General features: G+C 58.1%; 19 protein-coding genes, 1 tRNA gene and 1 pseudogene. 10 read left to right on the top strand and 11 right to left on the bottom strand.

All coding sequences use genetic code 11. From position 1 onward, the window contains the following. The first annotated feature begins 144 nt into the window (after window positions 1-144). On the top strand, window positions 145-1,302 hold the full coding sequence (locus AC1Z1G_RS16580; protein WP_483621114.1) for a sterol desaturase/SRPBCC family protein: 1,158 nt from the start codon (window positions 145-147) through the stop codon (window positions 1,300-1,302). Continuing rightward, window positions 1,299-2,396, top strand: coding sequence for an SMP-30/gluconolactonase/LRE family protein (locus AC1Z1G_RS16585; protein WP_483621115.1), 1,098 nt, complete (start codon window positions 1,299-1,301; stop codon window positions 2,394-2,396). The genes AC1Z1G_RS16580 and AC1Z1G_RS16585 overlap by 4 nt, the downstream gene beginning before the upstream one ends. A 54-nt stretch (window positions 2,397-2,450) precedes the next feature. On the opposite strand, the gene AC1Z1G_RS16590 is transcribed toward AC1Z1G_RS16585, so the two are convergent. The 7 genes from AC1Z1G_RS16590 to AC1Z1G_RS16620 form a co-directional block, all read right to left on the bottom strand. Then, the gene (locus AC1Z1G_RS16590; RefSeq protein ID WP_483621116.1) at window positions 2,451-2,657 is read right to left on the bottom strand and encodes a hypothetical protein; all 207 of its coding nucleotides are present in this window, start codon (window positions 2,655-2,657) and stop codon (window positions 2,451-2,453) included. Window positions 2,658-2,746: 89 nt separating this feature from the next. Next, entirely contained in the window at window positions 2,747-3,001 is a 255-nt protein-coding gene (locus tag AC1Z1G_RS16595; protein ID WP_483621117.1) for a DUF465 domain-containing protein, read from the bottom strand. A gap of 166 nt (window positions 3,002-3,167) precedes the next feature. Then, window positions 3,168-3,824 (bottom strand): DUF799 domain-containing protein, encoded by a 657-nt coding sequence (locus AC1Z1G_RS16600; RefSeq protein ID WP_483621118.1) that lies wholly within the window; start codon window positions 3,822-3,824, stop codon window positions 3,168-3,170. Beyond that, window positions 3,821-4,192, bottom strand: a complete 372-nt coding sequence (locus AC1Z1G_RS16605; protein ID WP_483621119.1) for a DUF4810 domain-containing protein — start codon at window positions 4,190-4,192, stop codon at window positions 3,821-3,823. The genes AC1Z1G_RS16600 and AC1Z1G_RS16605 overlap by 4 nt, the downstream gene beginning before the upstream one ends. A gap of 30 nt (window positions 4,193-4,222) precedes the next feature. Further along, window positions 4,223-4,846, bottom strand: a complete 624-nt coding sequence (locus AC1Z1G_RS16610; RefSeq protein ID WP_483627883.1) for a CsgG/HfaB family protein — start codon at window positions 4,844-4,846, stop codon at window positions 4,223-4,225. A gap of 324 nt (window positions 4,847-5,170) precedes the next feature. Next, entirely contained in the window at window positions 5,171-6,145 is a 975-nt protein-coding gene (locus tag AC1Z1G_RS16615; RefSeq protein ID WP_483621120.1) for a Gfo/Idh/MocA family protein, read from the bottom strand. Between the two features lie 25 nt (window positions 6,146-6,170). After that, entirely contained in the window at window positions 6,171-7,058 is an 888-nt protein-coding gene (locus AC1Z1G_RS16620) for a Dyp-type peroxidase (protein WP_483621121.1), read from the bottom strand. A 268-nt stretch (window positions 7,059-7,326) separates the two neighbouring features. Between AC1Z1G_RS16620 and AC1Z1G_RS16625 the strand changes: the two genes are divergently transcribed. Next, window positions 7,327-8,952: an NADP-dependent glyceraldehyde-3-phosphate dehydrogenase gene (locus AC1Z1G_RS16625; RefSeq protein WP_483621122.1), complete on the top strand. Its 1,626-nt coding sequence runs from the start codon at window positions 7,327-7,329 to the stop codon at window positions 8,950-8,952. Between the two features lie 134 nt (window positions 8,953-9,086). Here the strand turns inward: AC1Z1G_RS16625 and AC1Z1G_RS16630 are convergent, their stop codons facing one another. After that, a complete protein-coding gene (locus tag AC1Z1G_RS16630) occupies window positions 9,087-9,980 on the bottom strand; it encodes a DMT family transporter (protein ID WP_483621123.1) in 894 nt (297 codons plus the stop codon). Between the two features lie 132 nt (window positions 9,981-10,112). Here AC1Z1G_RS16630 and AC1Z1G_RS16635 point away from each other — a divergent pair, with 132 nt between their 5' ends. Further along, window positions 10,113-10,550 (top strand): Lrp/AsnC family transcriptional regulator, encoded by a 438-nt coding sequence (locus AC1Z1G_RS16635; protein WP_483621124.1) that lies wholly within the window; start codon window positions 10,113-10,115, stop codon window positions 10,548-10,550. Between the two features lie 47 nt (window positions 10,551-10,597). After that, complete coding sequence (locus AC1Z1G_RS16640) at window positions 10,598-10,927, top strand: YceK/YidQ family lipoprotein (RefSeq protein WP_483621125.1); 330 nt, start codon at window positions 10,598-10,600, stop codon at window positions 10,925-10,927. 91 nt (window positions 10,928-11,018) lie between these two features. Here the strand turns inward: AC1Z1G_RS16640 and AC1Z1G_RS16645 are convergent, their stop codons facing one another. Continuing rightward, window positions 11,019-11,435: a DUF2388 domain-containing protein gene (locus AC1Z1G_RS16645; protein WP_483627885.1), complete on the bottom strand. Its 417-nt coding sequence runs from the start codon at window positions 11,433-11,435 to the stop codon at window positions 11,019-11,021. A gap of 453 nt (window positions 11,436-11,888) precedes the next feature. Between AC1Z1G_RS16645 and AC1Z1G_RS16650 the strand changes: the two genes are divergently transcribed. Further along, window positions 11,889-12,440: a lysozyme inhibitor LprI family protein gene (locus AC1Z1G_RS16650; RefSeq protein ID WP_483621126.1), complete on the top strand. Its 552-nt coding sequence runs from the start codon at window positions 11,889-11,891 to the stop codon at window positions 12,438-12,440. Window positions 12,441-12,542: 102 nt separating this feature from the next. Here AC1Z1G_RS16650 and AC1Z1G_RS16655 read toward each other — a convergent pair whose 3' ends face one another. Beyond that, window positions 12,543-13,214: a Bax inhibitor-1/YccA family protein gene (locus AC1Z1G_RS16655; protein WP_347900961.1), complete on the bottom strand. Its 672-nt coding sequence runs from the start codon at window positions 13,212-13,214 to the stop codon at window positions 12,543-12,545. Window positions 13,215-13,336: 122 nt separating this feature from the next. Here AC1Z1G_RS16655 and AC1Z1G_RS16660 point away from each other — a divergent pair. The 3 genes and pseudogenes from AC1Z1G_RS16660 to AC1Z1G_RS16670 all read left to right on the top strand — a co-directional run. After that, a tRNA-Ser gene (locus AC1Z1G_RS16660) sits at window positions 13,337-13,424 on the top strand. A gap of 228 nt (window positions 13,425-13,652) precedes the next feature. Further along, complete coding sequence (locus AC1Z1G_RS16665) at window positions 13,653-13,934, top strand: hypothetical protein (RefSeq protein ID WP_483621127.1); 282 nt, start codon at window positions 13,653-13,655, stop codon at window positions 13,932-13,934. Window positions 13,935-14,323: 389 nt separating this feature from the next. Further along, window positions 14,324-14,578, top strand: a pseudogene (locus AC1Z1G_RS16670) (hypothetical protein); the annotation flags it as partial. Window positions 14,579-14,608: 30 nt separating this feature from the next. On the opposite strand, the gene AC1Z1G_RS16675 reads toward AC1Z1G_RS16670, so the two are convergent. After that, window positions 14,609-14,941 (bottom strand): hypothetical protein, encoded by a 333-nt coding sequence (locus AC1Z1G_RS16675; RefSeq protein ID WP_483628010.1) that lies wholly within the window; start codon window positions 14,939-14,941, stop codon window positions 14,609-14,611. 297 nt (window positions 14,942-15,238) lie between these two features. On the opposite strand from AC1Z1G_RS16675, the gene AC1Z1G_RS16680 reads away from it, so the two are divergent. Continuing rightward, complete coding sequence (locus AC1Z1G_RS16680; RefSeq protein WP_483621128.1) at window positions 15,239-15,958, top strand: SDR family NAD(P)-dependent oxidoreductase; 720 nt, start codon at window positions 15,239-15,241, stop codon at window positions 15,956-15,958. Window positions 15,959-16,444 lie beyond the last annotated feature (486 nt).

Raw genomic sequence — 16,444 nt, forward strand, 5'->3', positions numbered from 1 at the left:
CATCCATAGAAAATCTGCCGCCGAAAATACACGACCCACCCACCCCCGTCGAACCTTGCGGGCCCTGCCTCTTGAATACGATTGGGCGGATAATCCGTACGCAGCTAGTCTGCTTTACACAACAACGACAACAGGACGGTCGCGATGAGACAAACCACTCAGGCGTTCCGTGCTCGCTACCGAGCCGGTGTGCACCCGCGCTACAACCCGTGGCTGCATGGCGGCTTCGTGCTGATTTTTGGGTTGCTGGGCATGGTGTTCTTCGCCAGCACCGTGCATCAGGTGCAACCGCTGGAATGGTTAAGCGTGCCGCTGACCTTGCTGCTCGCCAACGCCGGCATTTACTTCGTGCACCGCCAGTTGGGCCATCACAAACGAGGCCTGGCGCAGATGTTCTATGCTCGCCACACGGGCGATCACCACAGCTTCTTCACCCCCGGCCACATGACGTATGAAGACCCCCGGGACTGGCGGGTGATTCTGTTCCCGGCCTGGTTGATCGTGGTCCACAGCCTGCTGCTGACCCTGCCCGCCTGGTGGTTGCTCGCACAACTCGACGCCAACGTTGCCGGGCTTTTCGGCGCCTGCATGGTCCTCGCTTACCTGACCTACGAGGTGTTCCATGCGTGCGAGCATTTGCCGTCGAGCCACCCTGTCTCGCGCCTGCCGTGGGTCCGCCAGATGCGCCGTCTGCATGAACTGCATCACCGCCGCGAGCTGATGCAGGAGCGTAATTTCAATATCGTCCTGCCGCTGATGGACTACCTGTTTGGCACGCTGTATTGGGAGCCCGAACCCGATCATGGTGTTTTCAAGCCTGCAAGGACGTCCATGACACGCCTACAGCACCGAATCGACATTGCGCGCCCGCCCTATGAGGTGCTCGCCTACGCCAGCACCGCCACGCACTGGCCACAATGGCACCCTTCGTCGCTGAAGGTCGACGGCCAGCCTGGTCCGTTGCAGGCCGGTGCTCGTTTCGAAGAGGACATCCATGCCGGTGGCCGCGCCGGGCACTTGAGCTGGGAGGTCAACGAATACCTGCCGGGCCTGCGCTGGAGTGCACGGGCCCTGGGCAATCATGGTCTGGAACTGGTGGTGACTTACGAATGCACCGCCGACGGCGCGGGCACGCGATTCATCCGCACGCTGGACTATCGCTTCAGTGGCTTGCTGATGCGTATCGCCAACCGGCTGCTGCTCAAGCGACGCATCGAGCGGGAGTCGGCAGCCTCGATGCTGGCGCTGCGCGAGATGGCGCAACACGCGATACCGATCCCGACCGGAGCACTCGCAGAATGAATCAAATCCGCTTACGCACCGCGTTTACGCTGCTGGTGATCCTCGTCCTGGCCTTTCTGCTGCTGGCACCGACGAAGGTTCAACCGGTCGCTTGGGCGCCTTCGACGGCCCCTTCACTGACGACCGGGGTCTACGCTGAAAACCAGACACTCAAAGCACTCGAAATGGCCGGTGCACCTGACATCAATGGGCCGGAAGCACTGTTGCTGGAGGACGGTTTCCTCATTACCGGCCTGCACGACGGCCGGGTGGTCCGTACCTCCATTGATGGCAAAACCCTCGACGTGCTGATCAACACTGGCGGCAGGCCGCTGGGGCTGGCGCGGCATCCGGATGGCCGGTTGATCATTGCCGACGGGGTCAAAGGGTTGTTGGCCCTGGACGCACACGGTCAGTTGAGTACGTTGAGCCGTGAGGTCGACGGCGTGCCGTTCGGTTTTACCAACGATGTGACGCTCGACCGCGCCGGGCACTACGCCTATTTCAGCGATTCATCCAGCCGCTGGGGTTACGGCCAGGACGGTGAGGCCATCATCGAGCATGGGGGCGACGGACGCCTGCTGCGCTACGACTTCCAGACCGGTAAAACGCAACAATTGCTCGATCGGCTGGAGTTCGCCAACGGTGTGACGCTGGGCCCGGACGAGGCTTTCGTGCTGGTCAATGAGACCGGCGCCTATCGCATCTCCCGCTATTGGCTCAGCGGGCCGAAGGCTGGCAGCCATGATCTGTTCATCGACAACCTGCCAGGGCTGCCGGACAACCTGGCCTTCAACGGTCACAACCGGTTTTGGGTCGCCCTGTATGCACCCCGCAGCGCCTTGCTTGACGGCACTGCCGGGTGGCCGTATCTGCGCAAGATGCTTGTACGCGCCATGATGGTTCTACCCAAACCGGTGGAGAACCGTGCCTTTGTGCTGGGGCTGGATGAGGAAGGAAAGGTTATCGCGAACCTGCAAGACGCCAGCCGCGGTAACTATTCACCGCTTACGACCGCGCGCGAGTATGGCGACTGGTTGTACTTCGGCTCACTGACGGCCAGCCACATGGCACGATTGCCGCTCGGCAAAGTGCTGCAACATCCGAAAAACTGAAGTCAAAAAGCCCGACCTTTCGGCCGGGCTTAAGCGGGTGTTTCAACGTGGATTCTACGGCTTGTCACGCACGCGATCAGGTGTCTTCGCGGTTTCATCGTCCTCGTCCAATGACCATGCACCTTCGCTTTCCGGCCACTCATCCAAACCCGGTTCGCTGTCTGGGTGGACGGTGGTACGGCCGGGGCTCAAGGGTTCAGGGGCAATCGGTATCGGGTCATAACCGCCCTGTTCTTCGCTGGGGAATTTGGGCTTGTGCATGGGGCACCTCACAGGGAGCCTGAAAGCATTCAGGCCCTGTTCATTAGAGGGACCGGGCAAGATTGCCGTTCCCCTTGACGGCTCACCGGCTATCGGCCATTGAGGGTCAGCACTTCCAACTGCTGGACGATCTTGTCTTTGACCAGGGACCGCTTCTGTTTGAGCTTTTTCAGTTGGTCATCGGTCGGTGCATCCGAGGCTGCCGTCTCGGCGGCCACCACCTCGGCGTCCGCCTGCGCATACTGATTGAGCAGTGAATCGAGTCGAGGATCCTGTTTGCGTTTTTCCAGAATGTCTTCTTTCGTGCAGCTCAGGTCCTGGTAAAGGTCATGGGTCACCGGCATGGAACACCTCCGTTTGTTGATCGGTGGCGAACGTTGTTGAAAACATTCACCAATCATCAGAATGGCCTCGCCTGCGCCATTCTGTCGACCGTCAATCAGACCAGCGGTGTCCGTTCGTCGCCTGGGCGCCCGACGAGCATTGCACTCGCCCGGCGCTGACGGCCACTCAGTCGGTGCCGTACTTCGGTGAACGCGGGCCGTACAACAAACCGGCCGGTTGCCCCGCCGACAACAGGCGATTGCTGGTGATACCGGCAATCGGATGGCCGGCGTCGGTCGAGCTGTTGATGATCTGCTTGACCGCCGCGGTGATCAGCATGCCCACCAGATTACCGCCGTTATTGTTACCTTCCTCGCTCGACGCTCTGGCCGAACCGGTCCACAGGGTGGTCCCGGTTTTCAGGTCGACCAGTTTCGCGCTGGCCGTCACCACGGTTTCACTGGTGATCACCATGTAACGGGTGCCGTAGTCGCTGACCGTGATGTACAGCGCCGCATCGGCACCGAAAATATCGTTCAGCTTGTTGGGCGCCACCTCATGGATGTCCGCCGGGGTGCTCAGGCCATTCTGACGAAACGTCTCGTCGACCAGCGCGATGGGCAGCACGTAGTACCCCGCTTCGGCCAGCGGAAAGGTCACTTGCGACAGCAGGCTATAGGAGGCCTTGATGTCCGGTGACTGGTTCAGCGGCGGCAGCACCAGAATGGTCTTGGGACGGCTTTGTTTGTAGGCCGCGTAATCCACAGTCTTGGGCTTGACGCAACCGCCCAGCACGGCCAGTGCCAATAGGCCGGCAAACAGTTTCAATGCGCGCGTGCTCATTTACCGTCTCCGGTTTTGGCATTCTTCAGCAGAAAGTCCATGTAGGTCGACGACTCTGGGAACAAGGTCTTTTCGGTACGTAACTGCTGCACCATCTGGTCGTCCTTGCCCATGCTCAGGTACAGCAACCCGAGGTGCGCGTGGTAGCCCGGCGGCACAGCCTTGCCGGTTGACTGGATCTTTTGCAGGTCGCGTTCCAGCGCTTCGGCCTGGGCTTCCTTGGGTTCTTCACCCTTGAAATACTCGTACACCTGCGGCTCGTAGCCTTCCCACTGGTAAAGGGTTTTCGGGCCGGCGCAGCCGCTGAGCAGCACGCTGGCAAGCAGCGCAGCCGCCAGGCGCGATGACGATACGTAAGTCTTGAACATGTGTGAACGTTTCCCTGTCATTACTGCAGATCAGTTGCCCGGTTTCCAGGCACCGGCGTTGATCCCGTCTACCAGGCGGTTGATCGCCTCGCGCATGGCCAGGTCCAGGACCTTGCCGTTGAGGGTCGAATCGTAGGCAGCGGTGCCGCCAAAGCCGATGACCTCACGGTTGGACAAGGCATATTCGCCAGCGCCCTGGGTCGAATAAACCACTTCGGAAGTGCTGATGTTGACGATGTTCAGGTTGACCTTGGCGTACGCCACCTGGGTCTTGCCGCGCCCCAGAATGCCGAACAGTTGATGGTCGCCGATTTCCTTGCGACCAAACTCGGTGACATCGCCGGTGACCACGTAATCCGCGCCCTTGAGCCGCTGGACCTGGCCCTTGATGGCCGCTTCCTGGGCAATTTCACCCATGTTGTCGCGGTCCAGCACGTTAAAACGGTTGGTCTGTTGCAAGTGGGTAATCAGGATCGTCTTGGCCTGACCGCCGAGGCGATCAACGCCGTCGGAGAAGATGCCGCGCATGTAGCTGGAGCGGTTATCGAACTTGCCGACCGCCATTGGAACGCGCACGCCGGACCAGGCATGGCTGGCACTTTCGACCTTTTCAATCGGCAGCGCCCGAGAGCTTTCCGTCGCACAACCGGCCATGCCACCCAATGCCGCAATTGTTACGCCCGACAGCAAAACCCTTGAGATCAATCTCACTCTGCATTCCCCTGATAAACCGCTGTTTGATGTCCGGCCACGGCACACGCCAAAGCCTCTGATAACAGAGCTTTCATGGACATGAGGGCCGGATAGACGTGACGTGCTGAACGTCAGCAGCCGCAATTATGCCAAAGTGCCATCAGTGCGAACAGGCAAATAAAAATATTGGCGCTGTTTTATTGACTTGATGCGCTCAAGCCATGGCGCAGCAAGGCCAGCACATGAGTACTCGCTATGGATGGGACGGCAATGTACTGAATGGCGTTACGCCGGGTTGCGCTTGAGGATCCGGTCCATCACCCAGTCAGTCTTCAAGGCCTGCTCTGCCACGGCCGGGTGGGAAATGTCGCCGCGAATGTGGGCGTTCATGCCAAGCACGTGGTACCACTGGATGTGTTCGGGGTGGTCGATGTGCACACTGAGGGTTTCGTCAGCCTGCAACTGCACCGGATGCTCATCGAACACCGAGAAGACTATCCGGCCGTGGCTACCAATCAGCTCTACGCGATCCTCGCGCCGGTCCGCGACAAAGTTCCAGCAGCCCATGCCCAGCGCGCCCGAGGCGAAGCGCCAACTGGCGCTCACCGCATCTTCAGCGGCATACAGTCCGGCCTGATGGGCGGTGAAACCAGCCACTTCGACGATGTCGCCCAACAGGTACTGAAACAGGTCCAGGCCATGGCTGGCCAGGTCAGCGAAATAGCCGCCACCGGCAATGCTCGGGTCTGTGCGCCAGTTGGCGCCACCGCTCTGGTCCGCCGCGGTCGGGGCTTTGGTCAGGGTCCAGCTCAGGTGCCGAACCTCACCGATCCGCCCTTCCTGCAACCATTGCCGCACCTGCTGAAAGCGCGGCAGGGAGCGTCGGTAATAGGACACGAAAAGGTGCAGGCCTGCATCGGAAAAGGCCTGCTGCATCTGCAGACTTTGCCCGGCATTGAGCGACATCGGCTTCTCGACGCAGCAATGCTTGCCCGCCGCCGCGACTTGCAGGCTATAGGCATGATGGCTGTCGGGTGGTGTGGCGATATACACCGCGTCCACCTCGGGGTCCGCGATCAAGGACGCGGCGTCGGCGTAAACCCTGGCGATGCCGTGACGCGTCGCGTAATCGCGCGCAGCTTCCAGCCGCCGCCCCATCACCGCCACCAGTGCCGAGCCCGGCGCCTTGTAGAAGGCGGGCCCGCTCTTGCGTTCAGCGACGCTGCCGCAGCCAATCATTGCCCACCGCACTACGTTCATGCCGCGCTCCCTGACCTGTTGTCACTCAAGCGATGTGCAGTGCCCGCACATCCAGACGACCATCCTTCAACGGCGGGCACCAGTAGTAACCGCCGGTGATCGGCCGACTGATGCGATACAAGCCATCGGTGATGCCGTCTTCCAGACCGCTCATGCGCCGCAGTTGGGCTTCGAAGGCATTCAGGGAGAAGCCGAATGCCAGAAACATCAGGCCCGCGCGATCGCCTTCAATCCACGGCATCGAACGGCGGACCACAAATGCCTCAGGGGCGAAGCTTTCCTGGGCGGTGCGTTTGACGTGGGCAGAAATCGGCGCGTCGTCGAGCTCTTCGTTGTCGCTCTTGCGACGACCCATGATGTGGTCCTGCGCCTGGGAGGGCAGTGCATTGAAGCCTTCCAGGTCATGTTGCCATTGCTGGATAGCCGCAAAACTGCCACCCACCAGGCCGTCAGCCCCTTCGCTCACCAGGGCTGCCGCCACGGCGGCTTCATCGTGAGGGTTCTCGGTGCCGTCTTCGTAGCCCGTCAGGTCGTGGCCGTTCATGTGGCGGAACGCCTCGTTCATCTGCACCAGACGCAAGGCCGGTGCCAGTGCGGTTTCAATCGCACGACTGCGGTACAGCAACTCGCCCCGGTCCTCACCGTGCAACCAGCACCAGAGCGCATGCTGGGTCGACGGGTTATCGACCCCCACGCCGGTCATCGCCGGGAACACCCGCAAACCTTCGATCTGCGCGCCCAGTGCCTGAACCAGCGACTCGCCAAAACCGACCACCGCCGATTTCCCGTCCACCAGGGCCATCAACCGGTCAATGGCCAAAGGCAGTGCCTCAACGGATTCGAGGGCAAAAAACAGATGACGCGCCTGAGGCGGAACAGGGGTGGCGAGAATGCCCGGCTGGTAGTAACTCATGAGAACTCCTCTGGAAAGGCGCAAAGTTTACCCGGCACATCACGGTTTGTGTGGTTTGAAAGACGGCTGATTGATACCCGTCAACATCGCCCCACGCATGTCGATGCCAGATACCGTAACCGCCCTGCTCTGCCCTTGTCAGGCATTGCGGGTTAAAAAAAACGCTCGTAAAGGCGTATAACCCATAGAGCGATTTCCTGACTGCACGCAACCTGACAGCCAAGCGGCCATCCATCAGCATTGTATCCACTCAAAACGGGGTAGCCTCATGAGCACAGAAAGCATCCTCTCGCCGCTGTTCCCAACAGCCGCCGATGTTCCGGAAAAGTACCGCTTCGCCCAACCGATCGAACAGCGCGAATACCTGGTCGATGGTGTCCTTGAAACCTGGAAAGGCCCGTTGGCGGTGGTGCGCAGCCCGGTTTACCTGGCCGGCGAGCACGGCGATGAGCAAGTCATCCTCGGCAGCACGCCGCTGCTCGATGCCAATACCGCGCTGAGCGCCCTCGACGCGGCCGTCCGCGCCTATGACCGCGGTCAGGGACACTGGCCGACCCTGCGCGTCGCCGAGCGGATCCAGCATGTCGAAGCGTTCCTGGCGCGCATGCGAGAACAGCGTGAAGCCGTCGTCACCCTGTTGATGTGGGAGATCGGCAAGAACCTCAAGGACTCGGAAAAAGAGTTCGACCGCACCTGCGACTACATCGTCGACACCATCAACGCCCTCAAGGAACTCGACCGCCGCTCCAGCCGTTTCGAACTGGAACAGGACACCCTCGGGCAGATCCGGCGCGTACCGATGGGCGTGGCCCTGTGCATGGGGCCTTACAACTACCCGCTGAATGAAACCTTCACCACGCTGATTCCGGCCCTGATCATGGGCAACACCGTGGTGTTCAAACCGGCCAAGCTCGGCGTGCTGCTGATTCGTCCATTACTCGAAGCGTTCCGCGACAGTTTCCCGGCCGGTGTCATCAACGTGATCTACGGCAGTGGCCGGGAAACCGTGAGTGCGCTGATGGCCAGCGGCAAGATCGACATCTTCGCCTTTATCGGCACCAACAAAGCCGCCAGCGACCTGAAAAAGCTTCACCCCAAACCGCACCGCCTACGTGCAGCGTTGGGGCTGGATGCGAAGAACCCTGGCATTGTTCTGCCAGAGGTCGACCTCGACAACGCGGTCAACGAAGCAGTAACCGGTTCATTGTCGTTCAACGGCCAGCGCTGCACAGCGCTGAAAATTCTCTTCGTGCACGAAGACGTGGTCGACGCGTTCATCGAGAAATTCAACCGCAAACTGGCGACCCTCAAACCCGGCATGCCCTGGGAAAGCGGCGTTTCGCTGACCCCGCTGCCGGAATCGGGCAAGGTCGATTATTTGCACGCGCTGGTAGCCGACGCCGTGAGCAAAGGCGCGAGCATCGTCAATGCCAACGGAGGCGAGTCCCGTCATTCGTTCTTCTACCCGGCGGTGCTGTACCCGGTGACCACCGACATGCGCGTCTACCAGGAAGAACAGTTCGGCCCTGTCGTGCCCATCGTTCCTTACCGTGACCTGGATACGGTGATCGACTACGTACTGGAGTCAGACTTCGGCCAGCAACTGAGTATTTTCGGCACCAGCGCGGCGCAGGTCGGACGGCTGGTCGACACCTTCGCCAACCAGGTCGGGCGCATCAATATCAATGCCCAGTGCCAACGCGGTCCGGACACGTTCCCGTTCAATGGCCGCAAAAATTCGGCTGAGGGCACGCTGTCGGTTCACGATGCCTTGCGGGTCTTTTCGATTCGCACCCTGGTGGCGACCAAATTCCAGGAGAGCAACAAAGAGCTGATCAGCGAAATCATTCGTGGGCGGGAGTCGAGCTTCCTGACCACCGACTACATTTTCTGAAACCGTAGGGGCGCCCCGCTACGCCCCTTGCGCCGAATACTGCGTCCGTTGCCGGACCTGTATCGGCGCTATCGCCCTGCCGTGCGAAATGCTGCGGTGCAGGTTTGCCCAGGGTTCCAATTACCCTCAAGCCTTCACTGCACCAGCGCTTTACGAAACTTGAAGCCCCAGCCTTGCTGCATGCCCGCGGCCGCCAGCAAAATCGCGATTACACCCACCCACTGCAACGGTTCCAGACGATGGCCGAAGGCGAACCAGTCAACGAAGATCGCTGCAATCGGATAGATGAACGACAGCGCGCCGGTGAGTGCCGTCGGCAGTTTCTGAATCGCGCCGTAGAGCAGCACATACATCACGCCGGTATGCACGATACCCAGAGTCAGCAAGCTGCCCCAGGCCTGAGCGCTTTGCGGCAACACCGAAAAATTCGCCCAGGGCGCGAGCAGCAGCACGCCGGTGCACACCTGAATCAATGCAATCAGGTGCGGTGGCGTGCCGGTCAGGCGTTTGATGATGAGCGCGGCAATGGCATACAGCAGCGCAGCGCCCAATGCCAGACCGATCCCCTGCAAGTAGGCATCGCCACCCGCGCCGGCTTCACCATGGGCACTGACAATGGCCAACATCCCGAGAAACGACACCGCCAGCCAGAACAGCTTTCGCACAGTGATTTTTTCCCCCAGACACAACGCCGCCAGACCGACCAGCATGAACGGTTGTACGTTGTAGACTGCGGTGCCGATGGCAATCGAGGCCCGCGAGTAAGAGGCAAACAGCAGCACCCAGTTGCCAACGATGGCCACCCCGCTGAGCACGGCCAGCGCAAACGTGGTGCGCGTCAGAATACCGGGACGCAAAAAACCGAACACGGCGCAAATTACCAGCAAGGTGGCGGCGCCAAACACGCAGCGCCAGAACACCACGTCCAGCACTGGCAGGCCGGACACCAGCACGAACCAGCCAATGGTTCCGGAAATCAGCATGGCTGCGATCATTTCCAGTGAACCGCGGCGAATCGTTTTGTCCATGATCAGGCTCCTCGATGTGAGCCCAAAGTATGCCAATCCGAGGCGAGACTTCTCCAGACCCAAATGCAGGCTAAACTGGCCATTCACCTTTTTTGCCAAGGCAAAATTGACCATCTGCCTAACGAGGTGCGTATGACTGACGACATTGATCAACGACTGATTAGCGCCCTGATGGAAGACTCCCGGTGCTCGCTCAAAGCCCTGGCGCAGATCAGCGGGTTGTCGTCACCCAGCGTGGCCGAACGCCTGCGACGACTTGAAGAGCGCGGTGTGCTCAAAGGCTACACCGTTGACATCGACCCAAAATGCTTCGGCTATCAACTTCAAGCCATCGTGCGCATTCGCCCGTTGCCGGGGCAACTGCAAAACGTGGAGCGGCAGATCCAGGCCATTCCCGAATTCACCGAGTGCGACAAGGTGACCGGCGACGACTGTTTCATCGCACGCCTGCACGTACGCTCGATGGAACAACTGGACACCCTGCTCGACCGCCTGAACACCTGCGCGGAAACCAACACCGCCATCGTCAAGAAAACGCCCGTAAAACGCCGGCTGCCCCCCATGGCCTGAACGCTGGTATGGCGTAGACTGATGCTTTGCGGCAATGGACTGGCGACATGAAAAGATTGGTGATGTTAGTGGGTGCGCTGACGCTGGCCGGCTGTGGGACTGTTGACACGGTGTTCAAGGATGACAGCCTCGCCCGTCAGCAACTCAAGGACCAAAAGAGTTATTGCAACACCGTTCCACGGGTCTACAGCGGTGTGGTGTATGACTTTTGCAGGCTGCATTCACCGCGTCCGGCCAAGGATGAAAACAGTCAGGAGAACGCTTTGGCCCAGGGCATGGTTATCGACATGGTGCTGTCCGGCGCGCTCGACACGTTGTTGTTGCCTTACACGCTGATTCAACAACAGGCCGACGGCAGCCTGGTCCTTGCCGATTAGCCTTCAACCTTGCGATGCATGCGCAAGATAAACCCCGCACGAAACAGGCCATCTGCGTGTGAAGGACTGCTTGTGATCAGCAAAGACCAGGCTAGATGGCTGGCTCCGCACCTGACCCGACAAAGCTCTGCAGCAGAATCTGACGGGCAAGTTCGATATCACTCGACACCCCGGCGGTCCCTTGCTCGCGAACCCAGCCAAGAGCGGACTCCAGATAAGCGCCACGGTACTTCCCTTGCGTTGCGATGAACGCCGCCGCATCGTCTCTGGCGTAGGCCAGCACCTGCTTTCGGTCATTCGAGGCGTCGCTCGACTCGTCACTCAACTTCGTGGGTGCCAGAGTGGCCATTCCTGTGAGAATAAATGGTCCGACCGTGGTGGCGCTCAACACCAATAGTCCGGGGTCCATGTTGGTGGGACCGTCGCCCAGCCCCTGGGCGTTACAGCACCAAAGAAGTCCTAAAGCACCTGCCGTCTTTTTCGCAACATCCCAGCAATCACCCATCATCAACACGCATCGGTTCCCAATTGACATCCTTATCGGCTCGGCCGCATTTCCACGCGCCAAGGCTCTGTTGGCGGGCGATGCTACCAGCTTATTGAAAGACGGCTGCACACTCCGTGACAGACCGACACCAAATTTCAGGCAAAAAAAAGCCCAAGCAGCTGATGGACGCTTGGGGCTTAAAAATGCATAAACCGTGGTGGTGAACGCGGGGCAATAATAACCTACTATTTTGCTTTGTAACAAGATATTTTGAGCCGTTCGTCAGATTAAAAATCACCTAAGCCCTTAAATAACCACACTTTTTTCAAGGGCTGGCGCTTTCATACGGGGAGAGAAATCAAAAAAATCGGTCTGGATCGACGGGCAAGACACTCACGAAAAGTGCGAAAGACAATGGACAATTTCCTGCTGGAAAACACCCCGCGCCCCGCATACCCAGGTCGTACTTTTTGAATGGCATCGCCAGATGTCGCGCTTGCTTCAGCGCGCTCTACCCTCGCCCTCGCCATGCTGCTGCCTGCCCTCGCATTAACCGGCCAGGCCAGCGCCAACAGCTTTGATTGCGCCCGTGCAAGTACGCTCACCGAAAAGGCTATCTGTTCTGACCCCTACACACTGGAACTGGACAGCAAACTGGGGCAGGCCTGGAAAACCGCCAAAGCCAAAGTCGCCGATGTCGGCACGCTCAAGGCCGAGCAACGCCAGTTGCAATACCGCGATTATTGCGCCACTGACTTCAAATGCCTGCGCCAGAGCTACCTGATGCGCACTGCAGGGTTGCAGTACTCCAGCAAGCCATTCAACTGGAACGCCACCTGGCAACGCATCCCGAGCGGGCGTTTCGACAGTGCCGAGTGGAAAATCACCAAGCGCGGACAGAGCCAACTCGGCTTACCGATTGCAGTGTTCAAACTCTACGAATGGGCAAAAGAAAACGCAGCCCTGCTGGATGAGCTGGAGCACAACCGGGCACGTGCCGATTTGGCTGGAGGTGCCACGGTATGATCGCCTCTGGCAGATAGCCTTCATCCCAGAGTCTTCGAAGGATATCGACCTCGTAGACAGCAAAAAGCCCGCCGAAGCGGGCTTTTTGCTCAAGGCCTGCGATTAGTCATCGCGGCTCATGATGCCAAACAGCTGCAACAAGCTGATGAACAGGTTGTAGATCGATACATACAGGCTGATGGTGGCCATGATGTAGTTACGCTCGCCGCCATGAATGATGGCGCTGGTCTGGAACAAAATGCAGACCGAAGAGAACAACACGAAGCCCGCGCTGATCGCCAGTTGCAAACCGCTGATCTGGAAGAAAATACCCGCCAGAGTCGCACCCAGCAGAACAAAGAAGCCAGCAGTGATGAAGCCACCCAGGAAGCTCATGTCCTTACGGGTAATCAGCACATAGGCAGACAGGCCGCCGAACACCAGTGCCGTCATGGCAAAGGCCGAGCTGACAACTTCAGCACCGCCTTGCATGCCCAGGTAACGATTGAGAATCGGACCGAGCAGGAACCCCATGAAACCGGTCAGGGCAAAAGCCGACACCAGGCCCCAGGCCGAGTCACGAAGCTTGTTGGTCAAAAAGAAGAGGCCATAGAAGCCGATCAGCACGACGAAAATGTTCGGGTAACCGACACGCATCTGCTGAGCGACAAACGCCATCACGCCGCTGAATGCGAGGGTGAGTGCGAGTAAGCCGTAAGTGTTGCGCAGGACGCGGCTAACCTCTAGCTGCTCAGCCTGCACGCTGTTATTAACTGCGTAATCCTGTTCGCGCATGGCGACACTCCTGTTGGTTTGTAACGTTCAGTCGCAAAGATCATAACAGACGCTCTGTAACAAGCTACGTAGAGAGTTTGACAGTGTGTTTCATTCAGGTATTATGGCGCCCGCAACGCAACGGAGGTGTGGCCGAGTGGTTTAAGGCAACGGTCTTGAAAACCGTCGACTGTAACAGGTCCATGAGTTCGAATCCCATCGCCTCCGCCATATTTGTACCGACAAAGCCCTGATTATTCAGGGCTTTGTCGTTTCTGGGGTTTGGCCAGCAACCCTGTTTTCTGGAAGCGTTACCAAACTATTGGGCTCTCGCCCCTCTCTCCCGGCGTCCTGCCGACCGCACACCACCCAAGTCCGACAGCTCGTCGCCTAACCCTCGGCCGACCATTTAGCTTCGCATACTGTATATCCAAACAGCGCGATTGAAGGGACAACCCCATGCCCCCGGACATCGAAGACACCTGCGACTGGCTCGGCTCGCCCACAGCGTTGGAAACCTGCACCCACTACACGCACAGACTTGAAAATGAGATTCAGGAGCTACCCCTGCAACTGCGCACGGCCCGAGAAAAAATCTTCGGGCGGGTGAAAATGCACACGGACGCTTCCAGGGAGCGCGCCGAGCAAATAATGCTGCACCAAGGAGAGCCGACACAGACTTTCGAGTGGTTCATGGTTGGTACAGGGATAAGCAACTCGCGGAATCAGGGAGCTATCTAATACCTCCACCAAGCAACGAATTCACTATCCGGCAGTGCAGGCCTTAATAAAAGTCAAGTCAATCATTGAGAACAACAAAAATTCAGAGTGTCTCCACCCCACTTACCATCGGCAGCTAACCGCATCAACACACTTACAACAAATTAAGACAAGGCTTACAAAGCGCAATCTGTAAACAGGTCTAACATCAAAGTAGTACTACCCGCACAATTCACAACACACTCAAGGAAGAGAACATGAATAAGTGCCTGAAAACTGCAATGCTATTGACGGCCCCAATACTACTGGCATCATGCAGTACAAAATCACAGCTCCCCCCTGGTGAGGCCGTGGCCTATACTTGCCCCAACCCGCCTGGGTATAGTATTCCCGCAGGCAATGTAAAGATAATGACAAAACACATTTTCTGCGGAGAGGTTGTAAATAATGCCGCACAAGGTTTTCACGCCAAAAACAATGGCAATTGGCCGATCACGGCACGAGCACGAACAACAAGCCCATTAACCACATCCAACCCTGCGTATCCTTTCATCGATTCCATATACACACTAAGCAGGTTCGACATCAGCAATACGGGGACCAGTAACTTTCAAATAAAAAATGTATCAACCATGTTCCCGAATAGCTGCTCAGGCGATCAAATAATTGCAAGCATAGGGTACGCAAAAAATCATTCAACACCGTGTATGGCTGCCGGTAACTGGACATGTGGAGTGTCCGGGCCAGGAGCAGTAGCGCCAAAAGACATATCCAGTAGACAGCCATACTGTTACACGCGAAACAGCAGTAACAGCAGCAGCACCAACATCACCCCCCTCCAGCCCTTTACCATTCAGATGGGAATCACATCGGGAAACGTCATTAATACCGCCTTTCCACAGTAATTTCTTCTGAAATAGAAATTCGACGGCATCGAGCGATTCATGGTCGAGGTTACTGAAGTGTTCAAGTCGGATATCAAGCGGATGATGAAAAAACGCGGCTTCAGCAATCAGCAGAAGGTGCATCAGAACCTGCTTCGTAACGTGATTGCCACCCAAATGCTTCGCTGTGTCGCGACACCTTTTGAGAGTGTCTAGTCCTGAAATAGGTTTACACCTGTTCCCCCCCGTCGATCCAACATAGCGGGTTGTTCAACGAGACCGACCTTGACTCAGGAGTCGCCTCCCAAATGGGTTCCTGTGGGGTTCGGGTGGATTAGCAGCCGTTGGTTAATATCTGGAAACATCCGTTCAATTGCCAAATCATGAAACATCTGTTCGCATCCCCCGCATTCATCAGTAGATCGGTCTAGGAGACAATCGATGAAAACGATGGTTGTGGGTGCCAGCAAAGGTTTGGGCAGAGCCTTGATCGAAGGCCTTGGAGAGGATGGCGACACCCTGATTGGCGTGTCTCGTACCCGCCCCGAAAGCTTGATGCCCAAGGCCGGGGTTCAAGTGCGATGGATCGAGGCCGACCTCGGTGAGCCCTCAAAAGCTGTGCAGGTCATAGAGCAAGACGTCGTGGAGAACGGACTGGATACGCTGATCTATAACCTGGGTGTCTGGGAGGAGCATGCCTTTAGTCCGGCGTTCGACTTCCTGACTGGTCATGACGAGCAGGTGGAGGCCATTGTCAGCTGCAACATCACCTCGACGATCCTGCTGATCAAGCGGCTGTTACCGACGCTGCTGAAAAGCGCCAACCCTCGGATCATTCTGACCGGGTCGACCTCAGGCCTGCCGCAGAGTGGGCGCCCAGAGGTCGCATTTGGTGCCTCCAAGTTCGCCCTGCGCGGTATCGCCGACGCCCTCCGTGAAGGGTACAGACATCAACGACTGGGAGTGACCTGCCTGAACCTGGGCTATCTCAATACTGAGGATGCCCTGAACACATCGCGAGCGATTGCCGAGCAGCGAGGCGAAGGCCAACTGATCCCGCTGCACGATGTGGTACAGGTCGTACGCATGGCCTTGAGCCTGTCTTCGGCCAGCTATGTCAAGGAGCTCACCTTGCCGGCGATACTTGATGAGCGCTTCTGACCGCTAGGTCGGAACGGAGGGCGAAGCGGGATATTTTCTATGGATTACCAATGCCAGGAGCCCACCCACCAGCGAGCCCGGCATGACCGAGACAACAGAAGCTACATGTACCCAACTTACGCTGGTACCCGCGATGATTGTGGTTGGGACCGCCCAGAGCAACAGTACAAGCCCTCCCACATAGGCTGAGGCTCGTAGGGGCTGACGAGGGCAAAGCCGGCCGCTGACTAATCCGCCAACGCATGTTGATACTAGCCAGCCCATTACGGTGAGCATCTTGACCAATGATAATGCGACCAGTTGGTCATGCTGCTCTCGCCATCCAGGCACTCCCGGCGCAACGAAATCGGGAGGAAGAAAACGCCCGATGACAAATCCAAAAAACACTAGCGTAACGAGTACGGTCAACAAACCAACAAGAACTGATTTAAGCATTCCAGGCAAAGCTCCATGAGTACAACATAATGTCAATCTACCGGCGTGGGT

This window comes from Pseudomonas sp. JL27(2026) (assembly GCF_056933555.1).